This is a genomic window from Rhodococcus sp. NPDC006774, assembly GCF_040636045.1.
GTDB lineage: Bacteria > Actinomycetota > Actinomycetes > Mycobacteriales > Mycobacteriaceae > Rhodococcoides.
This window is the reverse complement of the sequence record NZ_JBEYIW010000013.1, coordinates 43,411-66,826: the sequence shown is the minus strand read 5'-3', so window position 1 is coordinate 66,826 and position 23,416 is coordinate 43,411. Positions and strand designations below refer to the sequence as shown.

The window sequence follows — 23,416 nt, the reverse complement described above, 5'->3', positions numbered from 1 at the left end:
ATGACCACCACCGAACGGGTCAAATCGCCGAAGGTTCGGCGCAGTGTTCGCGAGAAGTGGACCATCGCGCTCATGCTCGGGGTCCCCGCGCTGATCGTCATCGGTCTCGTCTGGATTCCGACGATCTTCACGGTGATCCTGTCGTTCGCCCGCTGGGACGGCATCGGCGGCACGTCGAGCATCGAGTGGATCGGCACCCAGAACTACGTCGATGCCGTCGAGGCGTACCCACCGTTCCAACAGGCCCTGCACAACAACGTGCTCTGGCTGGTGTTCCTGTTCCTCGTCCCCACCGTCATCGGCATCCTGCTGGCGATCCTTCTGGACAAGAACCTCAAAGGATCTCGGCTCTACCAGAGCATCTTCTACATTCCCGTGGTGCTGTCGATGGCTCTCATCGGCTTCATCTGGCAGCTCATCTACTCCACCGAGGGTGGTGTCCTCAACAGCCTGCTCGGTACCGACGTCGATTGGCTCGGCGACCCGGACATCAACATCTGGGCCGTGATGGTCGCAGCCGGGTGGCGGCACACCGGCTACATCATGCTGTTGTACTTGGCCGGACTCAAGGCCATCGATCCGTCCGTTCGCGAAGCCGCAGTGATGGACGGCGCGGGACCGATCCGCACGTTCTTCAGCGTCATCTTCCCGCTGATGAAGAACACCAATCTCCTCATCGTTGTCATCACCGTCATCGAGGCACTTCGCGCCTTCGACCTGGTCTGGGTGATCAACAGGGGCAGAAACGGATTGGAACTGATATCGGCGTTGGTCACGGCCAACGTCGTCGGCGAAGCAGGCCGCATCGGCTTCGGCTCGGCCCTCGCGACCGTCATGCTTCTCATCTCTCTCGTCTTCATCGCCCTGTACCTCGCCATCGTTCTTCGGAGCAAAGACTGATGACCACTTCACTCACCCGCACAGCGCCTCCCGAACGCGATCCGCTGACCCGCAACCGCGCCGCCGTCGCCAACCGCCGGCGTGCAGGCACCGCCCAGATCGCGATCTACGTGCTGTTGACCGTCATGGCGCTCGTCTGGATGTTCCCGCTCGTGTGGGCGGTGTACAACTCGTTCCGCGACTACGACTACGTGTTGCTCAACGGATACCTGTCCGTCGGCGGCTACACGTTCAGCAACTACATCGACTCGTGGCAGATCGGTGGAATCCCGCACTACTTCTTCAACTCACTGATCATCACCGTGCCGTCGGTACTGCTCATCCTGTTCTTCGGCTCCATGGCGGCGTTCATCCTGGCCAGATTCAGCTGGAAGTTCAACATCTTCATGCTCGCGGTGTTCATCGCGGGAAACCTGCTGCCCCAGCAGACACTGCTCACCCCACTCTTCCGTCTGTACAACGCAATTCCCGTTCCGTACTGGATGAGCTCCTCCGGTTCCCTGTACGACAGCTACTGGGGACTGATCATCGTGCACGTCGCATTCCAGACCGGATTCTGCGTGTTCGTACTGAGCAACTACATGAAAACCGTTCCGCACGAACTGCTCGAGGCCGCCACCGTCGACGGAGCGAGCCTGTTCCGCCAGTACTGGCAGGTGGTGATGCCGCTGTGCCGTCCCGCGCTCGCTGCACTCGCGACACTGATGGTGACGTGGATCTACAACGACTTCTTCTGGGCTCTGGCCCTGATGGTCAGCGGCGACAAGCTTCCGGTGACAACGGCGTTGCAGAATCTGCAGGGTAGCTTCTTCACCGATACCAACCTGCTCGCCGCGGGCTCGGTGCTGGTGGCACTACCCACCGTGCTCGTATTCGTTGCGCTGCAACGCCACTTCGTGTCCGGTCTGACGATGGGTGCCAACAAGTGAGTTTTTCCGTCCTCCGCCGTGACGGTGTCATGGTGATCCTCGGTCCGTCGTCCACCGCGGTTCCGGCCGTGCTGCACTGGGGTACCGATCTGGGCGAGCTGTCCGAGAACGACCTCACCGAGCTGCGCAGGGCCGCGATCCCTGCGGTTCCGCATTCGAGCGTGGACGTTCCGCGGTGGCTCACCCTTGCACCCGGCGGCGACGACGCCTGGCAGGGAACACCGGCTCTGGCATTGCACCGCTCCGGCACCGTGCAGTACCCACGCTGGGCGGACGTGCAGAGTGCCGCTACCGAATTCGGTTGTGTTGTGGACGCTTCCGATGGCGAACTGGGTATCTCGTGGTCGATCGAATTGTCCCTCGGGGTCGGTGGATCACTGCGAGTTCGCCAGAGTGTCCGGAACGTCTCCGGTGGTCCCTTGACCGTCGACGGCGTCGTGACGCTGATGCCGTTGCCGGACACCGCAACCGAACTCCTCGATCTGACGGGCCGTCACTGCCGCGAGCGCACCCCCCAGCGTCGACGGTTCGACCACGGTGCGGTGGTGCGCGCTTCACGCCGCGGACGAACGGGGCACGACGCCACCCTGGTTCTCACCGCAGGCAGCGAGGGCTTCGGCTTCCGTAGCGGTGAGGTGTGGGGTGCGCACGTCGCGTGGAGCGGCGATCACCTGCACCTGGCCGAGCGGCTTCCCGAGCGGGCCGGTCAGGCCTCTGCCGTTCTGGGCGGTGGTGAACTGCTCGCGCCCGGTGAGGTGGTGCTGCAGAGCGGCGAAACCTATTCGACGCCGTGGGTGCATTTTGTTTATTCGGCTGTCGGACTTGACGGTTCGGCACTCTCGCTGCACCGCTGGATGCGATCCCGTCCGGCGCATCCCTCGTCGCCGCGGCCGGTGGTGCTCAACGTGTGGGAGGGCGTCTACTTCGACCACGATCTCACCCGGCTTCGCGGTATCGCGGATGTCGCCGCGCGCGTGGGCGTCGAGAGATTCGTGCTCGACGACGGTTGGTTCCGCCACCGACGTGACGACCGAGCCGGTCTCGGTGACTGGCAGGTGGACGAGGGAGTCTGGCCCGATGGGCTGGCACCGCTCTTCGATCACGTCCGAGCGCTCGGGATGAGCCCCGGCCTGTGGTTCGAGCCCGAGATGGTCAACCTGGACTCCGATATCGCTCGGGCACATCCCGATTGGCTGCTCGCCGCTCCTGCCCGCATCCCGCTGGAGTGGCGTCATCAGCACGTATTGGATCTGACCCGCGACGACGTATTCGACTATCTCCTCTCGGCCATCGATGCGGTGTTGACCAACGAGCGGCCGGACTACGTGAAGTGGGATCACAACCGGGACCTGATGCTGGCGGTCGATTCCGACGGTCGCGCTGCGGTGCACGCACAGACCTCGGCGTTCTATCGATTGCTCGACGCCTTGCGATCCCGCCATCCACAGGTCGAGTTCGAGTCCTGTGCATCGGGCGGTGCCCGCATCGATCTGGAGGTGCTCGAACACACCGACCGCGTCTGGGCGTCGGACACCAACGATCCGCTCGAACGTCAACGCTTGCAACGGTGGACGACGCAGTTGTTGCCGCCGGAGCTGATCGGCTCGCATGTCGGTCCGCAGATCGCGCATACGTCGGGTCGATGGTCCACTCTCCAGTTCCGTTGCTTGACATCACTGTTCGGCCACGCAGGGCTGGAGATGGACGTCACCGAGCTCTCGTCCGAGGACCACGAGTACCTGACGACGTGGACCGGGCTGTACAAGGAATTGCGCGGGCTGTTGCACTCCGGCGATGTGGTGCGCGCCGACCATCCCGACCCGAGCGTCTGGGTACACGGAGTCGTGGCAGCTGATCTGTCGGAGGCTGCATTCTCGGTAGTGCGGATGGATACCTCACCCGAGGACCGCACCGATCGGGTCCGCCTCCCTGGTCTGGATCCACATGTTCGGTACCGCGTCGAGTTCGTCCGGGAGCTCAGCGACCTGGGCAACGGCATCGAACTTCCGCCCTGGATCGCCGACGGCGGAATCGTCGAGTTGTCGGGTTCGATGTTGGCGCAGGCAGGCGTGGCTCTTCCGGTGCTGTTCCCTCAGACCGGAGTGTTGCTGCGGGTGCGAGCCGTCTGAACTGCGGCTTCAGGCCCACTCGACCTGGGCCGCCATGCTCAGCAGCTTTGCTCGACGCGTTTCGTTCGTCTCGCCGATCCGGGCGATGCGTCCGTAGACGTGTGCTCGAAAGTCGTTGTGGTCATGCAGGTTCTGCTCGGCTGGTCCGGTGCTGATGCAGTTGTGCAGCAGTGCCCTGAGATTGTCGTACTCCTCTCGGGGCACTGCCGGCCACGAGTTGACGACGAGCCCGGTCAGCTGTTGTCGCTGATGAGCGCGTCGAACCCTGGTCTTGTCGGGATGAATGGTGAAGCCTTCGTCGTGGGCGATCTGGGAAATCAGCCACAGCAGTCTGTCGACGTCGATGTCTGCACCACCGGAGAACGCCAGATCGTCGGCGTATCGGCTGTAGCGGGCACCGACGGACCTGGCCAGGCCCGCGGCTCGGATATCGAGTTGTCGGGCAGCCAGATTCGCCAACGCCGGTGATGTGGGCGCACCCTGCGGCAAGTGGGTGGCGCGAAGCCGCGCCGCAGTGGGACGGTCTACCCCGACCAATTCGCCGGCAGGGGTGACTGTCGTGCAGAGCGCGGCGAGATTCGCCGCAACCCTCTTGGGGTAGCCGACCGCCTCGAAGATCGCGACCACTCGATCGAACCCGATGGACGGAAAGAAGCGTCGGAGATCCACCGAGACCACCACATCGCGTTCGGAATGCGGCATCGCGAAGGTACGCGGACTGCGCGCCTTCCGAAAGCCATGCGCCGCTGGATGGGCAGGAATTCGATCGAGTATGCGGCGCAGTATCTTTCGTTGAATCTCACGCAGGCGTGGTTTCGGGACCTCCAGTAGTCGAATGCCCTGACGTTTGTCGAGTCGCGCAGATCGATAGTGCTGCAACGGGAACGGCGCAGTACGGAGCCTTCCCTGCAGGTCGGCAAACCATTCGATTTCGGAGATCGTCAGGTCGAGAGACCGAGCCAGCTGGCCGGTGGTCTCGTACCGCGGTACGTCGAATCGCCAGGGCTTGTCACTGTTACGAGTCGGTCTCTGTGACGATACCGACGGTTCCGGAATGAACGGAAGGTCGCGCAGCAGAACGAAAATCGATGCCTCGTCGAACGGCGGACTCGGATACAAGTTGATGACCCGATCCGCCAACCATGACGCCTTGGCCGGGACGAGTGGCTCGAACGCCTCCTCCAGTCCGGACCGCGTCCATTCGGCCTCGGCAGCCAGGCGTGCCAGTGTCGCCGCTGCTTTCGGGGTGAACTCCCGCTCGGTCACGGATGTTTACCGATCACGTGCGGCGCTGTGACATGCAACGGCGCGGGGCGACCGAAATCTTTCGTCCTCGGAGCTGCCAAGCACGCGGAGCGTGCAGACCAGCTTCGGACGCAGTGCTCGATTCTCCTGATGTACCCAGGGGTTACCCCTGAGACCGGTCCCGCGGACCAACTCTCGCCCACGCGCCGCTGCATCCCTCCACCATGCCAAATCGAGGCCGATCTGTCAGCGCGTTGCCCGCGGGACCGTCACGGAAGGATCGATTCGAGTGCGCCCATCACGATGGTCGTCAACGACAGCCCACCGGTTCCGAACGCTGCGGCGACGACGATGCCGACGAGGGCATCTTGGCGGGACGGCGTCGGCGGTTCGATCGTCTTGTTCACCATCTTGAAAGGCAGCGACCACAACACATCGACACCTCCACCGAAAATGCGAGTCAACACCCCGAACTCGTCGTCTCCCCGATCCGACGAACCATCGAACAGCACACTGTCTTCCAGGTTCTTGGCGCGCAGCGACAGAGTACGTCCGCCGTACTGGATGCCGACGCGGTAGGACCGCTTGAAGAGCCTCGCGCGGCCGGGATCGAGAACAATGTCGCGGCCGTCGATGCTCGCCTGCAGGTTTGCGGCGCTGCGCGTCCCGATCGGTGCCGAGTCCGAGATCCGAGGCCCGGTGCGTGAAATCGTGACGGTCATGGGTACGCCCTCGCGATACGAACCGCATACCTCGTCGTCCCGGTAGATCAAATCCAGTTCCCCGTAGATACCCGTCTCGACCAGCACGGTAGTGAAGCCTGGGTTGCCGTCGTCGCAATCCTCCACGTCTGCCAGCCTGTCACAGATTCTGAGACTCCCGAATTGCTGACACTTGGAACCGACGCTGGTTGTGCTGCGTCCAAGAACTTAGGTGTTCTCGAGGAACGGACAAGAGCAATGCGCAGGGCACGTCGATGGATCCCGATGATGGCGACACTTCTGCTGATCGCGGGCTGCTCGAGCACCACCGAAGGGGAAGCGTCGCCGCGGGTGGAGACAAGCCCCACCGTCGCGACACCCACTACGCCATGGGATCCCTGCACCATCCCCGACGAGGCCATCGAGCGAGCGGGATTGAACGTGGAGACGAAGGAGTCGGGAATCTTCGGACGGGATCAGAACGGATTCAAGATTTGTGGGTGGGAGGACCGCCCACCGAACAACAAGTACTACGTGCGAATCTTCGTCGGGCTCGAAAGCATCGACTACATCGATGACCCCGGCTACTTCGACCGGCTTCAACCCGTCCGAGTCGGCACGCGCGATGCCGTCCAGTATCAGCAAATCGGGTCCGATGCGTCTCTCAATTGCGGAGTCGCCTTTCCTGCGGGGCCCCAATTGATTCGAGCGACGTTGCTCACCGATGCAGTAGACCGGAATCCGCCCTACGACCCATGTACCGAACTGAACTCGCTGGTCGCAGCACTCGATTCCGAACTTCCCGCCTAATTTCATCGCTCGAAGGATGCACGAACATGACCGATGCCCACCCAAGCCTCATCGCACACTGGCAAGAACTCAACGCCCAGGCTGACGCCGGCACCATCACAATCCCGGCCGATGTCGCCAAACAATGCGACGCCGCCTGCGTCACCTACATCGCGCACCTCAGGCAGATGAAACGCGACGCTCGCGGACTGACCGAGGTCAAAGACTGGGGCGACTTGCCGTCCGCCCAAGCGTTGCGTGATAGGTTCCTTCGCCTCGCCACCGGTACCGATCGGTCTCTCGATGTCATTCTTCAGCAGCACATCGACGTCATCGAATCGATGCGGATGCTTTTTCGTCGCTACTTCGACGAGACGGCCGATACCGATGACCGGACATCCGCGAACATCAGTGCACTCGCTCCAGAAAACTGAATGCGCACATAGATTCTCGGTTACCCACGTCTATCCGGTCCGTACCCGTAGTCCCCGTCGGGTCACCAGCACGGTTGCGGCCGTCGCCAGAGCCCAACATCCCGAGACCACCCACAGCACCGTCGACCACGACATCTGCAGACCCACCTCGGTTTCGGTCACCTGAGACAAGCCGGCCGCCATCGCTAACAGTGGAGGCACGGTGACCATCACCCCGAGCGCAGAGCCGATCAGAACAATCACAGCAGTTTCGCCGACGGCCGTCGTCAGCAGTTGCCGATCGGTTGCACCGGACGCTCTCAGGACGGAAAAGTCGTCCTTACGTCGGTACGCCGACATAGCCGTGCTGTTTGCCACAGCGAGACCGCTGTAGCCGACGCCCATCGTGATGAGCACGGCCGCAAGCCAATTGGTGAGGCGCGCGTCGACCATGTAGTCCTGCAACGCAAAACTGTGTGCGTCTTCGACCCTCGCACCTGCGGTCAAGTGTGTCGGTGCCATGTCTTCCGGAACGAACACGACCTCCGTCAATGCCGACGGATCATGATCGCGTACCAGTGCGCGCGGCAGCACGAATGCACCACGAGCGGGGTCGAGCGGGAGTACCTGCGACACCACCACGCTCTCGGAACGACCGTCTGCAAAGGTCACCGATATCTCCTCGCCAGCCCGCACATCGAACAGACTCGCTGTTGCCTCGTCCAGTACTGCCCGCCCCGGTGCGGCGTACCGTTCGTCGAGGCTGCCGACGGCGTCGACGACGGTCACGGTGCCGTCAGGTCCCGGAACGAATACGCGTGACGGTAGCCCGGCAGTTGTTCCTACCGGTCCCGCCGCTGTTTCGGCTACCACCTGATCGCTCAGACCCGCAGTTCCATCGGGGGTCACGGCTGCCAGTCCGCGCAATTGCTCGGTCTGCTCGGCCGGATACGCCACGGCCATCGTCTGCACCATTCCGCTCAACAGCACAGCGAAGCCGACGGAGGCAATGACCGGAGCCACGGTAGCGGCCGCACGGCGCGACCCCGTGGTCAACTCCGCTCTGACCAGCATCGATGCGGCCGACCGAGAGCGCCGTGTGAACGGCCGAGTCACGAAGCCGGCGATCGGCCCGATCACGATCGGCGCAAGTAGCGCCGCAGCCAGGATCAGCAGCATGGCCGCAGCGACCGCGGTATTCACTCTGCTGTCGGTATCCGCTGTTGCTGTTGACACCGTCGCACCCAGACCACCGATGAGCGAGGCAAGCCCGATGAGCCAGCGCAGCGTCGTCATGGGACGTCGGTCGACGGCGGCATCGAGAAGGGCCTCGATGGGATCCACTGTGGCGGCCGATCGAGCTGGCAGCCAGGCACCGATCAACGCCACGGCGATGCCGATGCTCACCGCTACCAGTAGCGGCCACGCCGATATCCGAACCTGCAAATCCGGCGGTTGAACGTCGAGTTTCAGCAGCAACATTCGCAGCGCAGGTGACGCTGCGATGCCGAGGCCTGCACCGACGAGACCGCCCACGAGGCCGATCACCGCGGCCTCTCCGAGCACCAAGCATCGTACTTGTCCCGTTGCAGCACCGATGATTCGCAGCAGGGCGATCTCCCGTCGGCGTTCGGATGTCGCGAGGACGAATGTCGATCCCACAACGAAGACGGTGGTGAACAGTCCGATGGTGGCCATCGCGACGATCAGCTGAGTGCCCAGATTCCGCCGGTGCGAGACGAACTCGGGCTCCAGCGCTGCGCGATCGGTGCCGGCGGCTACTCGTCCCCGGTCACCCAGCTTTTCTTCGACCCTTGTCTCGAGGTCGTCCAACCGCGCATCGGACGTCGCTACGACGCCGATCGCGCGTACACCGGGGTCGAGCTGAGCGGCACGTTCGTCGGTGAAAAAGAGCCCCGGCCCGTCCTGCGTTCCCGCCACCGCGAAGTTCTCGAGCCCCGCCGCCAGGTTCACCGAGACCGTGTCGCCTACCGCGAGACCCAGTGAATCGGAGACGACAATCTGGTCGGGGTTCGTCGGTGCAGCCCCCGATGTCAACCGAAGCGGTGTCAATTGCGCACTTGCCCAACCGTGTCCAGCGTCCTGCGCTCCCTCGTCCTCGACCGGCGCACCGTCGATGAACGGCTGGGCATAGAAAGACCTGTCGGTGACGACCGCCTCCACTCCGGGCACGGCGCCGAGATCGGCGGCAACCTGCCGAGCCCGCTCTGCACTCCAGGGAATGAAGTCCGCCGTGTCGCCGAATTCGTTCACGGCCTGCGCGGGCAATGCGAGTAGCGCCGCACCCTCCAGCCGCGGCTGAACCGTCGGTCGTGCGGAGTCGTAGATGATGAGCGTTGCGCTCATCAGGGCAACACCGAACGTCGTGGCCAGCAGTGTTGCCAGAAAGCTTCTCCAATGAGTGCGAAGGTTCGCCGATGCCAGCATCATCCGTCCAGTCCGGCCATCCGAGCGGCAATCACGGCCGCAGTGTCCGGTCGCTCCCGTTCGATCTCCAAGGAATCGACGATGAGCCCGTCCTCGAGAAAGATTGCTACGTCGGCGTAAGAAGCGGCAAGTGGGTCGTGCGTGACCATCAGAGTGGTCTGCTGGTGATCGTCGACGAGCGTGCGCATCAGCAACAGAACATCTTTCGATGAGCGCGAGTCCAGGGCACCGGTCGGTTCGTCCGCGAAGAGAACGTCCGGCCGGGTTATGAGCGCCCGCGCCAGGGCAACTCGTTGCTGCTGACCGCCCGACAATTCAGCAGGACGATGGCCCGCGCGATCCTCGAGCCCCACTGCCACGAGTGCCGCCGTCACTTCCGTGGCCGGGACACGAGTACCCGTGAATCGTGTTGGTAACTCGATGTTTTGCGCTGCGGTCAACGAATCCACGAGATTGAACGCCTGAAATACGAATCCCACTCGACGGCGACGCAATTCGGTGCGCGCCTTCTCGTCGAGCTGGGCGATGTCGGTGCCCGCAATCATGACGATGCCACTGGTCGGACGGTCCAGACCTGCTGCGCAGTGCAACAGCGTCGACTTACCCGAACCCGACGGGCCCATGATCGCAGTGAAACTACCCCGCGCGAAGTCCATCGACACCCCGCCGAGAGCTGTGACTGCGCGATGACTCTCGCCGTGTACCTTCCGAACATCGTCGAGCCGGACCGCAGGTGCTTCGTGTCGAATCATGCAGCAATTGAATGTGTTTCGTCGACGCGGCACAGTGCCGCACGCACTACACAATATTCGGGGGTCAGCCCTACCATCGGCGACGGGCGATGTGCCTACGATGGCCGGGCCCTCGATCCACGCCCGGGATCGTCGAGCACACCCCGTCGACGGGGTGTGGATCCCCACGAAGGGCGGCAATCCCAGCATCATGCGCGTAGCTGGCACCTGGCCCGTCCCGGGAACCGAAAACAGCTGGCCTGCGTCCAAGGAGATGGGGCTTTCGCGAGAACAGGTGAGGCAATGCGTGGAGCACGTCGATCGATAACGGCAGCAGTGGCGCTTGTGCTCCTCACTGGCTGCTCAGGATCTGACGTCGTCGAACATCTCGGCGCTCACTCCGGAGAACTGATAGACCGCAACGCTTTTCGGTGGACCTCGACTTCGCGTTTGTCGTTGTCCAGTCGCCGTTCTACCGGCAGATAGCCGAGTGAGCGCCACCATCCGATGCTCTCGACCATGCTCACCATCGGACCCACGAACACATGGGTCCACCCCTGTGCCACAAGAATGCGCTCGAGCTCCGCCAGCACCGGATTCGCCACACGCTCATGCTCCAGTTCCCCGTCGACGATCAGACTCCCCACCCACGGTTGACCTTCGCGGGGATGCGGAACCAGCAACGTCATGACCCCCACGATTCGTTCTGCTGCACGAATCACCAGGCAGTGAGAGTTCTCCATGACCGTGTTGTGCCAGAGAAATTTCTCGACATCCACCTCGGTGAAGACGGTGACGCCGGTGTGCAACGTGCTCGCGTCGAGGAACTCGGGGTTGCTGTTGAACACGGCCAGGAACCGCTCGGTGGTGTCTCCGCCATCGACCTCACGGACCGTATACGAACCCGCGTCGAATCCGATTTCCATCACGCCACGATAAGTCCACTACCCAATCCACGCCCTTCATCGTCATTCACGCCCGCTCTAGGCGGTGTGAATCCCCACGAGGGGCGTGAATCCCTGCATCGGGGCGCTTACGTGACACCTGGTCCGTATATGAACGTGACAGTTGTCAACAGTTCATCGTGACGGCCGAAACGACGTGCCATTTGGCGTTGACCTGGGCTTTCTCCGAGGTGAAGAGTCTGATGTGTCGCCGAGGAACACGGCTGAAGATCCACTGACGAAAGAGCGAAGGGAATTGCAGATGATCACGCAGAGTTCAACTCGCGCCGAGGCGGTGAGTACCGAGACAGCACTCGCGGTACACGCCACCGGTGTCCACAAGTCGTTCAGCGACTCCACGGGCTCGAAGTTCCGCGCCGTTCGCGAGTTGAACCTCTCGATTCCCCGCGGGCAGGTTGTGGCGTTTCTCGGGCCGAACGGCGCAGGCAAGAGCACGACGATCGACATGATCCTCGGACTCACCGAACCGGACGGCGGCACCATCGAGGTGCTCGGCACCGATCCGCTGACCGCCGCGTCGACAGGACGCAGCGCAGCGGTACTGCAGTCCGGTGGACTGTTGCCCGACGTCACCGTCGGCGCACTGGTCGCGATGATGAGCTCGCTGTACATCGGGGCCGATCCTGCCGCCGCGATCACCCGCGCCGGACTCGGTGATCTGGTGAATCGACGCGTATCGAAATGCTCTGGTGGCGAACAGCAGAAGGTGCGGTTCGCTCTCGCGCTCCTGTCCGACCCCGAATTGCTGCTGCTCGACGAGCCGACTGCCGGTATGGATGTCACTGCGCGCAAACACTTCTGGCAGGCGATGCACTCACAGGCAGCCAACGGCACCACCGTGATGTTTGCAACCCACTACCTCGAAGAGGCACAGGACTTCGCCGATCGAATCGTCGTCATCGTCGACGGTGCCCTCGTCGCCGACGGCACGGTGGCCCAGATCAAGGCCACCGTCTCCAATCGGACCGTCGACGCCAACCTGCCACGCTCCGAGGCCGAATTCGTTGCAGGGCAGACCGGCTCGCGACTGCAGGAACTCGCCAACGGCCGGTTCCGCTTCGTGTGCACCGATACCGACCCCGTGGTGCGCGCACTGAGCACGTCGACCTCCGCGACCGATATCGCGATCGTGTCGGCCTCACTCGACGAAGCATTCTCGGCGCTGACCGACCGCACTCACCAGAACTGAGGACATTCGATGACCACTACAACCTCACTACGCCCCCGCCGCGGACTACACCCCACGTTCGTACTGCACGACATCCGTAGGCAGATCACCCCACAGAATCTGATCTTCACCGTCGCGCTGCCCGCCGTGCTCTACCTCGCCCTGTTTCGCGTCGTGGAACCCAGCGCCGGAGTCGATCTGCCGCACGGCAACTTTCAGGCCTGGATGATGATCGGAATCGCCGTCTACGGTGCGTCGATCGGCACCATCTCGCGGGCCGCGGGCATCTCGAACGAGAAGGCCAACGGCTGGCTGCGGACAATTCGCCTGTCGCCCTTGGGTGCCGGCGGCTACGTCGCATCGCGCATCATCGCCTGCCAGGTGTACGCGGCCATTCCGGTCATCGTGGTCGGCATCCTCGGAGCACTCACCGGGGCCCGCGCCGACGCGATCGTCTGGATCACCGGGCTCGTCGTGGCCTGGATCGGATCTGCCATCTTCTCCGCTCTCGGCCTGGTGCTGGGGATGCTGCTGCCACCCGAGGTGGTCACCCACGTTCCCGGCGTCGTCATGACCGGGCTCGCCTTCCTGGGCAACATCTTCATCCCGCTCTCGGGCGGCATGCTCGCAGTCGCACAGGTGACACCGCTCTACGGTGTGGCGACACTGGCCCGCTACGCGCAGACCGACGGCTACAACCTCGACGGATCTCACGCCTCGCTCGCAGGTGCCCTCATCAACGTCGCGGCTTGGTTCTTCGGATTCTCCTTCTCCGCCGTCCGGCGATTTGCTGGGGCGACCGGACGCCAGTGACATGCAGGTCACGGTTGCCCAGCGCGGAGGCGTCGTCCATAGTGTGGGTTCCTTACCCGGAGAAAGTGACGGCAGTGACCACGCAGACGACCGATGCCCGACGCGACGAGCGGTTCCCCAGCGCGTTGGTCGCGTTCATTGCGAGTTGGTTCGTCGTCGCGCTATTCACGTTCTTCGCTCTCACCACGGTGTTCGATCATCGGGAAAGTATCGGATACGGGCTTGCCGCACTGTCGGCGTCGATCGTCGTCTTCGTCGCTGGCGTCATGGTCCTGGCGCAGCGCATGTTCGTTCACGGACGCGTCGATCCGCGGCTGACTGTCGCGGCCTGGATCGCGATTCCGTTGGGCATGGTCGTGGTCCCGCTTTCCGAGGTGTGGGAAATGTGCGGCATGACGGTGGCGATTTCGTCAACGCTGGTGCGTGGGCGCTGGGCGCCAGCGGTCGTCGGCGGAGTATTCGTTATCGCGACGGTCGTCACCGTCGACGTGGACCGGGCTGATCCTCTGGAAGCATTCATCATCACGCTGTTCACCCTCGGTGTGACCATTGTGCTGATCGCACTCACCGAACTTGCTCGCGCACTCGACGCGCTGCGTGCATCACGTGAACAGGTCGCACGACTGCTGGTCGACGCTGAGCGACATAGGATTTCGCGGGATTTGCATGACGTCATCGGCCGCACTCTGGTGACCGCGCAGCTACGCAATCAGGCTGCACTGCAGATGTTCGAGAATCAGCCGGAGAAGGCCCGCGAGCAGCTCGGGCATGTGCACGAGGTCCTCAACAGTGGTCAGGCCGATCTGCGGAGGATTACCAGCGGACCCATCCTCGACGACTTCATCTCGGAGCTGGCAACCGTCGAAGCGATGTGTGCCCGGCTGGGCATCGACTGCCTCACCTCGGTGGAAGCCCCGCCGGGCAGCGACGTGGACCGCATCTTCGCCGCGGTCGTACGCGAATCGTCCACCAACATGCTCAAGCATGCTCACCCACGCAGGTGCACCGTTCGAGTCTCCACGGAGGGGGGATGCGACGTCTTCGAGTTCACCAACGACGGCGTCACCCGTGAGGAGACCGACGCAGGTACGGGAACCGGGATCACTGCACTGACCCGTCAGGTGGAAGACGTCGGAGGAAGTTTCACAGCCGGTAAGACGTTAGCGGGCACCGAGTTTCGAGTCGTGGCAACAATCCCGCGGAAGGGGGCCGATGCATGACGATCACCGTGTTGCTTGCCGAGGACGTCGCTCTACTGGCCGAAGCCTTCGAGGTGTTGTTGTCCACCGACCCGGACATCGAGGTGGTCGGACGAGTGTCCCGAGGAGATGAAGTATGCGATGCCGTCTCTCGCTTGCGACCGGACCTGGTCCTGATGGACATCGACATGCCCGGGATGACAGGCATCCAGGCCACCGCCGCCCTTCGAGCATTGAATGATCGCACCCCGGTGCTGCTGCTGACTGCCCTACCCGGCAGCGGGCATGTGCACGACGCCCTCGCCGCGGGAGCGAATGGGTACCTGCTCAAGAGCACTGACGCGGTGCACCTCTTCGCCGGCATCAAGGCCGTGTTCTCCAAGCACACCGTCATTGATCCGGCCCTGGCTGCCGAAGCACTGCGCGCCGGGCCGAATCCGTTGCGTGACCGAGAACTCGACGTGCTGAGACTCGTCGACCAGGGCCTGTCCACGAAGCAGGTCGGCGAACGGCTGTTTCTCAGTCCCGGTACCGTCCGCAACTACCTCTCGAGCACCATCACCAAGTTGGGCGCAAGCAGTCGACTCGAGGCCATCCGCACCGCACGCGAAAACGGGTGGCTGTAGCGGACCTGGTCGTTCACGATCGTCGCTCGTGCGCGGGAAGCCGCCGACCGGATGCGATCGTGAACCTTCAGGTCCGCTGAATACTCAGCCTCCGTGCGCCTCGACGGCCACCGGCTGCCATTCGCGCCAGTTGGCCAGACGCGACTCGTAGTCCTTTGTCGCGATCTGGAGCGGTGCATCGCCGAAAAAGACTCGCAGTGGCGGCTTTTCGGCGTCGATCACCTTGAGCAGTGCCGACCGTGTAGCGCTCGGATCACCGGGAGTTGCCTGCCGGGCACTGCGCAGCTTCGCTGCCTTGTCTCGAATCGGGTCGTACGCGGCGATGTCGGTGGACTTCTTGGCAGACGGGCCGGACCAGTCGGTGGAGAACCCACCCGGCTCGATCAGCGTCACGTGGATACCGAAGTCTTCGACCTCCTGGGCCAACGCCTGACTGAATCCCTCGAGGGCCCACTTGGAGGCATGGTACGCACCGACATTCGGGAACGCGGAGATTCCGCCGATGGACGACACCTGCAAGATGTGGCCACTCCCCTGCTCACGCATGAACGGCAGCGCCGCCTGCGTGACCCACAGCGCTCCGAAGACGTTGGTCTCGATCTGCGCGCGGGCGTCCTCCTCGGAGATCTCCTCGATCATGCCGAACTGGCCGTAGCCGGCGTTGTTGATGACGATGTCGAGTGAGCCGAACGTGTCGTAGGCCTGCTGGACTGCCGCGAAGTCGGCGGCACGGTCGTTCACATCCAGTTCGATCGGCAGAATCGCATCGCCGTACTGCTCGACGAGATCCTTCAAGGTGTCTGTGTTGCGGGCGGTTGCCGCCACGCGGTCGCCGCGCTCGAGGGCTGCGATCACCCACTCGCGTCCGAACCCCTTGGATGTACCGGTGATGAACCAAGTCTTCGCTGCCATGAAACTCGTCCCTTCGCTACACGGACAAAAGTAGGGACGACGTCCGCTGCAAACGCCTCTCGGCGAGTGGTCGCTCGAAGCGACAAATGGGGTGAGGCCCGGGGCTTGCCAAGCGAACGCCGTCGAAAGAGTCCAACGAGGTGCCTACGCTGACTATTCCCCGCACGTCAGCTGTGTTCGGTGATCATCACTGCCATGGTGTTCGGCTCGAGCGCCTCGAATATGTGCGGTACATCGCCGGGGTAGGCAACGTAGTCCCCCGCGGCCAGTTCGACGGCCTCACCCATCGGCCCCACCATGGCCCGCCCGGCGCTGAGCACCACATGTTCGACGACTCCGGGCGAGTGCGGGTCCGAGCGCCTCGGTTCACCGACGTCCGCGCTGATCAGATAGATGTCCCGTCGAGCGTTCGGTGGAGACGACGCCAGCAGCGTCGCCGTGTAGTCCGCCCTGTCCGACGCGAATCTCGGCCCCTCCCCCGCACGGATCAGGCGGACCGACTGCTTCGCGGGTTCGACCAGTCTGGAGAACGGCACGTCGAGCGTGACACTGAGCGCCCAGAGGGTCTCGAGACTCGGATTTCCGGTGCCCGATTCCAGTTGCGACAGAGTCGATTTGGCAATGCCGGCTCGGCGCGCGACTTCCGCCAGAGACAGGCCGACGCGGCGTCGTTGCTGCTGGAGAGCAGCAGCGATCGCCGCGATCGGTGGACCGGTATCCGCCATTCGTTCACTCCATCGGTACATACGTTTGATTTGACGAACAGCTTAACATCGTCCACTATAACGACCATGCGTTCGACATGGCGAACCCTCAGGGTTACGAGCTTCGGCGGGGTCAACATCCGCGACATCGCGTTGGTCTGCCTGGCCGACGCCCTGGTCGGGGCGTCGTTCGGTGCGATCTCCGTGGCCGCTGACCTGCCGTTGTGGCTACCGGTGGTGATGTCGCTTGTGGTCTTCGCCGGGTCCTCGCAGTTCATCTTCGTCGGCATTCTGGCGGCGGGCGGAAATCCCGTTGCCGCCGTCGCCAGCGCGTTGCTCGCCAACATCCGACTGGTTCCGCTCGGCTTCTCCATCGGTGAGGTGTTTCGCAACGTCTCGCCGTTGAAGCGGCTACTCGGAACTCACCTCATCACCGACGAGGCAGTGGCCTTCAGCGTTGCCGAAGGGGACGAGGGCAACCGTCGAACAGCATTCTGGCTGTGCGGGATCGGACTGTTCGTCACGTGGAACATCGGCGTCGTGATCGGCACGCTGGGCGGCGGCGCGATCACCGATACCGCCGCACTCGGTCTCGATGCCGCATTCCCGGCGATCCTGCTGGGACTGATCATGCCTGCACTCCGAGACCGGGCCACCCGCAACGCAGCCCTCGTCGGAGCCTGCATTGCGCTCGTCGCATCGATGTTCCTGCCCAGCGGACTTCCCGTGCTCCTGGCACTGATTGCCGTCGTACCGGTCATGCTCTCCAATGCTCCTGTCACACAGAAGGAATCCGCATGAACCTCACGATTCCCCTACTCGCACTGGTCATCGGCACCTACGCGCTCCGCATCGCCGGCCCGGCACTCCGAACCCGAGTCACCATCTCACCTCGCATCGACAAGGTGATGACCACTGCCGTCGCCGTCATCTTCGTGGCACTGGTAGCCACATCGAGCCTCCTCGTGGGCAAGGACTTCGCTGGATTCGCGTTGCCCGCAGGAGTCGCTGTTGCCGCTGTACTGGCCTGGCGACGAGCGCCGTTCGTCGTCATCGTTCTCGCCGCAGCTGCCACTACTGCGGGACTTCGATGGGTCGGCGTCAGCTGAGTCTGCAAGACTGGGTTGGTGTCCGAGTCCCCTGTCCAGTCCGTCGACCGCGCGATCGAGGTGCTCGAATACCTTGCCGACCACGGTGAATCCGGCGTACAGGACGTTGCGGCGCACCTCGAGGTGCACAAGTCCACGGCTTTTCGCCTGCTCAGCGCACTGGAATTTCGCAGACTCGTCGAGCAACCCGGTGAGCGCGGCAAGTATCGCCTCGGCATCGGCCTGATCCGCCTCGCGACGTCCGTATCCGCTCAACTCGACATCACTCGCATCGCCCGACCGATCCTGCAGGAACTCGCCGACACCATCGGCGAGACCGTCAACATCGCTGTGCCCGACGGCAACGTGACGGTCAACATCGATCAGGTACGCGGCGGCTCGTCGATCATCAGTCACAACTGGCTCGGTGAGAGGTCGGCTCTGCATGCGACGTCGAGCGGGAAAGCCTTGATGGCGTACGACGACTCGCTCCTGAAGGCCGGCGTCGACGGTCATCTCGAACTGTTCACCGCGAACACCATCACCACCAAGGCCGATCTGCTCGACGAGATCGAGACAGTCCGTGCCACCGGAATCGCCTACGCGCGCGAGGAGTTGGAGATCGGACTCAACGCGACGGCGGCAACGATCCTGAGCTACGACGGTTCCGCGGTGGGTGCGATCACCGTCTCGGGTCCCGCCTATCGACTGGACGAGGACCGCCTCACGGCGGCAGGGGTATCCGTTCTCGATGCTGCGCAGCGCGTTTCGACGCTATTGGGCTGGTCCGGTCACGCGTGATCCGACCCAGTCCTGGAATGCCCTGATGTGATGCTCGGCGGGCACCAGCACGCCGCCGTCGCGATACATCCGTGACGACATCGCCGGCTGACACCGCTCGCACGCCTCGAAATCCTGCTCGTTGACGCGATGGAACAGCTCCACCGACTTGTCCATCGTCGCCGCACTGTGCGGATCTGCCACCACCGCAGGGGCATAGAGCCAATCGCATTCGACGACCGTCCGATCCGCGGACATCGGGAACATCCGATGGATGATGACGTGATCGGGAACCAGGTTGACGAACACCGTCGGCCTGATCGTGATCGCGTAGTAGCGGCGATCGCGATCCTCGCCCACCCCGTGCAGGGCGTCGAATCCGTGGGAGCCGTCGACGGTGAATCCGGCTATGTCGCTGCCGAATTCGGCCCCGTGGCCCACGTACGTCTGCGTGGCCATTCCGTCGGCGAACTCCGGTAGCACCTCGGTGAGCTCGGGGTGAATCGTCGCGCAGTGATAGCACTCCATGAAGTTCTCGACGATGAGCTTCCAGTTGGCCTTGACGTCGTAGACGATGCGACGCCCGAGGGCGAGTGATTCCATGTCGTACGAATCGATGGCACCCACACCCCCGAGCCGTTCGCGAACGTCGCCCTGCACCGTCTCCTCGAAGGACGGAGCCTCCTCGGCCACGCACACCCAGACATACCCGAGCCATTCGCGGACGTGCACCTTACGGAGCCCGTACTCCACCCGATCGATCATCGGCATGTCGATCAGGTTCGGAGCTGCGATCAGCTTGCCGTCGAGATCGTACGTCCATGCGTGATAAGGGCATTGAAAGTTTCGCCGCACCGTTCCCGACGCCTCGGTGCACAGTGTCGCGCCACGGTGTCGACAGATGTTGAAGAACGCGGTCACACCGCCCTTCCGATTGCGGCTGATCAGGATCGACTCTCGACCGACCTGAATCGTGCGGAATTTTCCGGGTTCTCCGATGTCGTCCGATCTGATGGCACAGAACCACATCTGCTCGAAGATCTGCTCCTGCTCGCGGACGAAATATGCCGGATCGACGTAGGTGTCACCTCCCAACGTGGGAAGCAAGGTCGGCTCGGGATCCAACTCCGGCTCCAGCATCGTCATGCCGACACCACCTGGTCGGCAATCGATCGGGCGGGATCGAACAGCGCGATCGGATGCTTCGTCTCGCCGTCGATCGCGAGGTCCGCGAGGACTTCTCCGATCACCGGAACGAACTTGAAGCCATGCCCCGAGAAACCGCACGCCACCGTCACATTCGCGTGGTCCGGGTGCTTGGCGACAACGAAGTGCTCGTCGGGTGTCGTGGTGTACATGCACGTCTTCGCATCCTGATGCGGTCCGGACAGCGCCGGAAACGTGGTGACGATGCGCTGCTGCAGCCGAGCGATCTCCTCGGGATGCACTGTGCGATCGATGGTGTCGGGATCGCATGGCGTTCCGGCGCGGAAGAACGAGATCTTCACGCCGCCGCCCTCCCCGTCGATGGCCGGAAAGCCGTAGATCTGATCCGGCCCGTCCCCGCAGATGTAGACGGGGTGATGCGAGCTGTCGAAGGCCGCTTCACCCGACTGCGGGGTGATCCAGTGCATCACCTGCCGTTCGACCACCATCGGTACGCCGATCTCGGCCAGCAGCTTCGGCGCCCACGCTCCCGGTGAAATGACCAGTGCACCAGCGGTGTAGGTGCCGGCCACCGTGGTCACGGTCACCGAGGAGTCGGTGGATTCCCAACCGAGCACCTTCTCGTCGTAGCGCAGTTCGGCACCCGCAGCCTCGGCGAGATCGAGATGCGCGGCGACCGTCGTCTCGGGTCGCGCGATGCCTGCCTTCTCCTCGAAGAGGGCGAACTCGTCGGGCTGAAGCCGTACCGTCGGGAAGCGCCGCTGCGCTTCGGCAGGGTCGAGTACGTCGTGCTTCAGACCCCACTTCTCCGATGCCAACAGACTTCCACCGAACGTGAGCCCATCCGGCCGTCCCACGTAGAGGCCACCGGTTTCGGTGAACACGTCCCGCCCACTGTCCGAGGCGAGGTCGTGCCACAGTTCGTACGCGCGCAAGAGCAACGGTACGTAGGCCGGGTCCTCGAAGTACGACTGCCGGTAGATGCGGGAGCCACCGTGACTCGATCCGAGCGCATGCGCGGGTCCGAACTGATCGATACCCAGCACCCGCTGGCCGCGTCGGGCGAGGTGACAGGCGGCGGCGCTGCCCATGCCGCCGATACCGAGGACGATCACGTCATACGTCATATCAACACCTGATCTTGTTCATATCGGGATCCACCAGCGGTTCGGCCATGACCGTCGCGGGTAGTAGGTCACGGAAGTACTGCACTGCAACGTGTTCGCCGGGTTGCAGCCCTGCCGGTAGCCAGGCGTAGGCCACCGTCTTGCCGATCGTGTAGCCGTAGGCGGCACTGGTGACGTAGCCAGCCACGGTGCCGTCGATCAAGACCGGTTCCTTGCCCATCACCACGTGCGACGGGTCGTCCAACGTCAGGCAGGTCAACACCGGGCCGCCGCGTTGTTCCTGCAGCGCCGAGGCTCCGATGAAGTCGCCCTTGGCCTTTCGTACCGCAAACCCGAGCCCCGCCTGATACGGATCGTGTTCGGTCGTCATGTCTGTACCCCACGACCGGTAGCCCTTCTCGAGCCGGAGGCTGTTGAACGCACTCCGTCCTGCGGCCACGACGCCGTGCGCTTGCCCGGCTTCCCACAGCGTGTCCCACAGGCGCAGAGCGGTATCGGCATCGGTGTACAGCTCCCAGCCGAGCTCGCCCACGTACGACAGTCGCAGCGCCAGGACGTCGACCCCGCCGACGTGAATGGTCCTGCCGTTGAAGTACTTGAGACCGGTATGCGAGATGTCTGCCGAGGTGAGCGGAGCCAGCACCTCGCGCGCCAACGGTCCCCACAGACCGATACAGGCGGTAGCACCGGTGATGTCGCGAACGTACACATCACTGCCGGCATGGCGCAGCATCCAGTCTTCGTCGAGCGGACCGTTCACTCCCACCTGGAATCGATCCTCGGCCACCCGCGCGACGGTCACGTCGCTGCGAACACCGCCGGTCTCGTCGAGCATCAGTGCGTAGGTGACGCTTCCGACCTTCTTGTCGAGCTGGTTGGTCGTCAATTTCTGCAGCAGTGCCAGCGCGCCGGGCCCGCCGACCTCGAGGCGTCGGAGCGGGGTCATGTCGTACATCGCGACGGCTTCGCGAGTGCGCCACGCCTCGACGGCGCTGATCGGTGACCAGAATCTCGCCGACCACGGCTCCCGTTTGGGTGCCTGCCACTGTTCCGGAAGTTGTTCGAGCAGAACACTGTTGGCTTCGTACCAGTGCGGTCGCTCCCACCCGGCACCGTCGAGGAACATCGCGCCGAGCTCCTGCTGACGACCGTAGAACGGGCTGACGCGGAGCGGTCGCGGTTCCACCTTGGGCTGCAGTGGATGGATGATGTCGTACACCTCGACGAAGTTCTGCGCACTGGTGCGTGCCACGTTCGACGGCACCAGGTCGGTCTTCTCGAATCGGTAGAGGTCGCACTCGTGCATGTCGATCTCGCTGTGACCGGTGATCATCTGCTCGGCAAGCGATTTCGCCACACCGGCGGAATGCGTCACCCAGATCGCCTCGGAAACCCACAGGCCCTGCACTTCTCGTGATTCACCGACGATCGGCGCGCCGTCCGGGGTGAAGGAGAAGATGCCGTTGAACGCGTGCTGAATCTTCGCTCCTCCGAGAGTGGGAAGGAGCTCGGTGCTGCGTTGCCAGGCGTCGGCGAAATCGTTCTCGGTGAACGGCATCGACGACGGCATGTTCTGTGCGGTCACGTTCTCACTGGAACCCAGGTCGCGGGAATCGACGGGCATGGGACGGTGGTGATACGAGCCGATTCCCAGGTGATCGCCGTGCTCGCGGTAGTACAACCGCTCGTCCTGATGCCGGAGGATGGGCAGCGTGGCCTCGGTTCCGGCTCGACGCGAGGGCAGGTCCAACTCGGTCGTATGCGCGTACTGATGCGCCAGCGGCTGCAGGGGTACCCGCATGCCGAGGAGGTCGCCCAGCTCCGGCCCCCAGAATCCGGCGCAGCAGACGACGATGTCGGCCTCGAACGTGTGCTCGCCCGCCCGCACAGCCGTCACTCGGCCGCTGCTCTGGTCGATCGACGTGACGTCCATGCCGCCGATGAAGCGCGCACCGCGGGCGGTGGCTTGCTCGGCCTGCGTCGCGCTGGCCTTCACGGCCTTGGCCAGCCCATCGTCGGGGGTGTGCAGGCCGGCGAGTATGCGGCCGCGATCGAGCAGGGGGTAGAGCTCGAGGCACCGTTCGGCGTCCACCACCTCCGACTGCAGTCCCCAGGACGTGGCGAAGCCGTGGCGTCGATGCAGCTCGTCGACGCGCTCCGGCGTCGTCGCCACCTCGAGGCCACCGACGTCGAGAAAGCAGTCGAGGCTCTTGAACTTGGAGGCCGTGTAGGCCGCGAAGCGCGACATCGATCGGGACGAATTGGTGGCGAACACCAGGCCCGGCGCATGCGAGGTGGAGCCTCCGGTGAGCGGGAGTGGGCCCTTGTCCAGGACTGTCACGTCCGTCCAGCCACGTGCGGTGAGTTCGTCGGCGAGGCTGCAGCCGACGATTCCGGCACCGACGATCACAACCCTCGGGATGCTCGAGGACATGACACGCTCCTAGGGGGTGTACGTCGAGTTGATTTAGTTGCACAATACGAACTGCACTTCGTATAGCGCAACAGATTCACACGATCGAAACTCGAGCGTTCCACCGCCGCAACGGGGTGATCTCACGCTGGGTACAACACGAGCACTG

Annotated in this window: 22 protein-coding genes; 12 read left to right on the top strand and 10 right to left on the bottom strand. The window is 63.5% G+C overall.

All coding sequences use genetic code 11. The features are described 5' to 3' along the window. The 3 genes from ABZ677_RS19325 to ABZ677_RS19315 are packed head-to-tail and all read left to right on the top strand — an operon-like array spanning position 1 to position 3,958. Positions 1–900 (top strand): sugar ABC transporter permease, encoded by a 900-nt coding sequence (locus ABZ677_RS19325; RefSeq protein WP_037195454.1) that lies wholly within the window; start codon positions 1–3, stop codon positions 898–900. Continuing rightward, positions 900–1,829: a carbohydrate ABC transporter permease gene (locus tag ABZ677_RS19320; protein ID WP_082073862.1), complete on the top strand. Its 930-nt coding sequence runs from the start codon at positions 900–902 to the stop codon at positions 1,827–1,829. The genes ABZ677_RS19325 and ABZ677_RS19320 overlap by 1 nt, the downstream gene beginning before the upstream one ends. After that, complete coding sequence (locus ABZ677_RS19315; RefSeq protein ID WP_358372251.1) at positions 1,826–3,958, top strand: alpha-galactosidase; 2,133 nt, start codon at positions 1,826–1,828, stop codon at positions 3,956–3,958. The genes ABZ677_RS19320 and ABZ677_RS19315 overlap by 4 nt, the downstream gene beginning before the upstream one ends. Positions 3,959–3,967: 9 nt before the next feature. Here the strand turns inward: ABZ677_RS19315 and ABZ677_RS19310 are convergent, their stop codons facing one another. After that, on the bottom strand, positions 3,968–5,224 hold the full coding sequence (locus ABZ677_RS19310) for a reverse transcriptase family protein (protein ID WP_358372248.1): 1,257 nt from the start codon (positions 5,222–5,224) through the stop codon (positions 3,968–3,970). A gap of 248 nt (positions 5,225–5,472) precedes the next feature. Continuing rightward, positions 5,473–6,012: a hypothetical protein gene (locus ABZ677_RS19305; RefSeq protein WP_358372245.1), complete on the bottom strand. Its 540-nt coding sequence runs from the start codon at positions 6,010–6,012 to the stop codon at positions 5,473–5,475. A 180-nt stretch (positions 6,013–6,192) separates the two neighbouring features. On the opposite strand from ABZ677_RS19305, the gene ABZ677_RS19300 reads away from it, so the two are divergent. Both ABZ677_RS19300 and ABZ677_RS19295 read left to right on the top strand, forming a co-directional pair. After that, positions 6,193–6,714 (top strand): DUF3558 domain-containing protein, encoded by a 522-nt coding sequence (locus tag ABZ677_RS19300; protein ID WP_358372242.1) that lies wholly within the window; start codon positions 6,193–6,195, stop codon positions 6,712–6,714. Positions 6,715–6,740: 26 nt separating this feature from the next. After that, positions 6,741–7,127 (top strand): hypothetical protein, encoded by a 387-nt coding sequence (locus ABZ677_RS19295; RefSeq protein ID WP_358372240.1) that lies wholly within the window; start codon positions 6,741–6,743, stop codon positions 7,125–7,127. A gap of 30 nt (positions 7,128–7,157) precedes the next feature. Here ABZ677_RS19295 and ABZ677_RS19290 read toward each other — a convergent pair whose 3' ends face one another. From ABZ677_RS19290 to ABZ677_RS19280, 3 genes are all read right to left on the bottom strand, one after another. Next, positions 7,158–9,473, bottom strand: a complete 2,316-nt coding sequence (locus ABZ677_RS19290) for an ABC transporter permease (protein WP_358372237.1) — start codon at positions 9,471–9,473, stop codon at positions 7,158–7,160. A gap of 80 nt (positions 9,474–9,553) precedes the next feature. Then, a complete protein-coding gene (locus ABZ677_RS19285) occupies positions 9,554–10,306 on the bottom strand; it encodes an ABC transporter ATP-binding protein (protein ID WP_358372234.1) in 753 nt (250 codons plus the stop codon). 374 nt (positions 10,307–10,680) lie between these two features. Then, the gene (locus ABZ677_RS19280) at positions 10,681–11,211 is read right to left on the bottom strand and encodes a GNAT family N-acetyltransferase (protein ID WP_094703438.1); all 531 of its coding nucleotides are present in this window, start codon (positions 11,209–11,211) and stop codon (positions 10,681–10,683) included. A gap of 280 nt (positions 11,212–11,491) precedes the next feature. On the opposite strand from ABZ677_RS19280, the gene ABZ677_RS19275 reads away from it, so the two are divergent. From ABZ677_RS19275 to ABZ677_RS19260, 4 genes are all read left to right on the top strand, one after another. Further along, on the top strand, positions 11,492–12,439 hold the full coding sequence (locus ABZ677_RS19275; RefSeq protein WP_358372231.1) for an ABC transporter ATP-binding protein: 948 nt from the start codon (positions 11,492–11,494) through the stop codon (positions 12,437–12,439). 9 nt (positions 12,440–12,448) lie between these two features. Next, positions 12,449–13,231: an ABC transporter permease gene (locus tag ABZ677_RS19270; protein ID WP_358372229.1), complete on the top strand. Its 783-nt coding sequence runs from the start codon at positions 12,449–12,451 to the stop codon at positions 13,229–13,231. Positions 13,232–13,305: 74 nt separating this feature from the next. Then, entirely contained in the window at positions 13,306–14,451 is a 1,146-nt protein-coding gene (locus ABZ677_RS19265) for a histidine kinase (RefSeq protein WP_358372226.1), read from the top strand. Beyond that, positions 14,448–15,056, top strand: coding sequence for a response regulator transcription factor (locus tag ABZ677_RS19260; protein ID WP_094737813.1), 609 nt, complete (start codon positions 14,448–14,450; stop codon positions 15,054–15,056). The genes ABZ677_RS19265 and ABZ677_RS19260 overlap by 4 nt, the downstream gene beginning before the upstream one ends. Positions 15,057–15,140: 84 nt before the next feature. On the opposite strand, the gene ABZ677_RS19255 is transcribed toward ABZ677_RS19260, so the two are convergent. Beyond that, positions 15,141–15,968, bottom strand: a complete 828-nt coding sequence (locus ABZ677_RS19255) for an SDR family oxidoreductase (RefSeq protein WP_094737812.1) — start codon at positions 15,966–15,968, stop codon at positions 15,141–15,143. 167 nt (positions 15,969–16,135) lie between these two features. Continuing rightward, entirely contained in the window at positions 16,136–16,693 is a 558-nt protein-coding gene (locus tag ABZ677_RS19250; RefSeq protein WP_358372222.1) for an XRE family transcriptional regulator, read from the bottom strand. Positions 16,694–16,759: 66 nt separating this feature from the next. Between ABZ677_RS19250 and ABZ677_RS19245 the strand changes: the two genes are divergently transcribed. Genes ABZ677_RS19245 through ABZ677_RS19235 form a run of 3 tightly spaced genes read left to right on the top strand, consistent with a single transcriptional unit; the run spans position 16,760 to position 18,561 of the window. Continuing rightward, positions 16,760–17,473: an AzlC family ABC transporter permease gene (locus ABZ677_RS19245; protein WP_358372219.1), complete on the top strand. Its 714-nt coding sequence runs from the start codon at positions 16,760–16,762 to the stop codon at positions 17,471–17,473. Then, complete coding sequence (locus tag ABZ677_RS19240) at positions 17,470–17,781, top strand: AzlD domain-containing protein (protein WP_037195442.1); 312 nt, start codon at positions 17,470–17,472, stop codon at positions 17,779–17,781. Before ABZ677_RS19245 ends, ABZ677_RS19240 begins: the two co-directional genes overlap by 4 nt. Positions 17,782–17,799: 18 nt before the next feature. Beyond that, on the top strand, positions 17,800–18,561 hold the full coding sequence (locus ABZ677_RS19235; protein ID WP_358372216.1) for an IclR family transcriptional regulator: 762 nt from the start codon (positions 17,800–17,802) through the stop codon (positions 18,559–18,561). On the opposite strand, the gene ABZ677_RS19230 is transcribed toward ABZ677_RS19235, so the two are convergent. The 3 genes from ABZ677_RS19230 to ABZ677_RS19220 are packed head-to-tail and all read right to left on the bottom strand — an operon-like array spanning position 18,535 to position 23,268. Then, on the bottom strand, positions 18,535–19,686 hold the full coding sequence (locus tag ABZ677_RS19230) for an aromatic ring-hydroxylating dioxygenase subunit alpha (protein ID WP_358372213.1): 1,152 nt from the start codon (positions 19,684–19,686) through the stop codon (positions 18,535–18,537). The genes ABZ677_RS19235 and ABZ677_RS19230 overlap by 27 nt on opposite strands. Beyond that, positions 19,683–20,834, bottom strand: a complete 1,152-nt coding sequence (gene solA / locus ABZ677_RS19225; protein ID WP_358372210.1) for an N-methyl-L-tryptophan oxidase — start codon at positions 20,832–20,834, stop codon at positions 19,683–19,685. Before solA ends, ABZ677_RS19230 begins: the two co-directional genes overlap by 4 nt. 1 nt (position 20,835) lies before the next feature. Then, positions 20,836–23,268: an FAD-dependent oxidoreductase gene (locus ABZ677_RS19220; protein WP_358372207.1), complete on the bottom strand. Its 2,433-nt coding sequence runs from the start codon at positions 23,266–23,268 to the stop codon at positions 20,836–20,838. Positions 23,269–23,416: the final 148 nt, after the last annotated feature.

Bases quoted from the DNA above. Each gene is read 5' to 3' on its own strand.
- ABZ677_RS19325 (WP_037195454.1), top strand. From the start codon at position 1: ATGACCACCACCGAACGGGTCAAATCGCCGAAGGTTCGGCGCAGTGTT.
- ABZ677_RS19320 (WP_082073862.1), top strand. From the start codon at position 900: ATGACCACTTCACTCACCCGCACAGCGCCTCCCGAACGCGATCCGCTG.
- ABZ677_RS19300 (WP_358372242.1), top strand. From the start codon at position 6,193: ATGGCGACACTTCTGCTGATCGCGGGCTGCTCGAGCACCACCGAAGGG.
- ABZ677_RS19295 (WP_358372240.1), top strand. From the start codon at position 6,741: ATGACCGATGCCCACCCAAGCCTCATCGCACACTGGCAAGAACTCAAC.
- ABZ677_RS19290 (WP_358372237.1), bottom strand. From the start codon at position 9,473: ATGAGCGCAACGCTCATCATCTACGACTCCGCACGACCGACGGTTCAG.
- ABZ677_RS19285 (WP_358372234.1), bottom strand. From the start codon at position 10,306: ATGATTCGACACGAAGCACCTGCGGTCCGGCTCGACGATGTTCGGAAG.
- ABZ677_RS19280 (WP_094703438.1), bottom strand. From the start codon at position 11,211: ATGGAAATCGGATTCGACGCGGGTTCGTATACGGTCCGTGAGGTCGAT.
- ABZ677_RS19275 (WP_358372231.1), top strand. From the start codon at position 11,492: ATGATCACGCAGAGTTCAACTCGCGCCGAGGCGGTGAGTACCGAGACA.
- ABZ677_RS19270 (WP_358372229.1), top strand. From the start codon at position 12,449: ATGACCACTACAACCTCACTACGCCCCCGCCGCGGACTACACCCCACG.
- ABZ677_RS19260 (WP_094737813.1), top strand. From the start codon at position 14,448: ATGACGATCACCGTGTTGCTTGCCGAGGACGTCGCTCTACTGGCCGAA.
- ABZ677_RS19255 (WP_094737812.1), bottom strand. From the start codon at position 15,968: ATGGCAGCGAAGACTTGGTTCATCACCGGTACATCCAAGGGGTTCGGA.
- ABZ677_RS19250 (WP_358372222.1), bottom strand. From the start codon at position 16,693: ATGGCGGATACCGGTCCACCGATCGCGGCGATCGCTGCTGCTCTCCAG.
- ABZ677_RS19245 (WP_358372219.1), top strand. From the start codon at position 16,760: ATGCGTTCGACATGGCGAACCCTCAGGGTTACGAGCTTCGGCGGGGTC.
- ABZ677_RS19240 (WP_037195442.1), top strand. From the start codon at position 17,470: ATGAACCTCACGATTCCCCTACTCGCACTGGTCATCGGCACCTACGCG.
- ABZ677_RS19230 (WP_358372213.1), bottom strand. From the start codon at position 19,686: ATGACGATGCTGGAGCCGGAGTTGGATCCCGAGCCGACCTTGCTTCCC.
- solA (WP_358372210.1), bottom strand. From the start codon at position 20,834: ATGACGTATGACGTGATCGTCCTCGGTATCGGCGGCATGGGCAGCGCC.
- ABZ677_RS19220 (WP_358372207.1), bottom strand. From the start codon at position 23,268: ATGTCCTCGAGCATCCCGAGGGTTGTGATCGTCGGTGCCGGAATCGTC.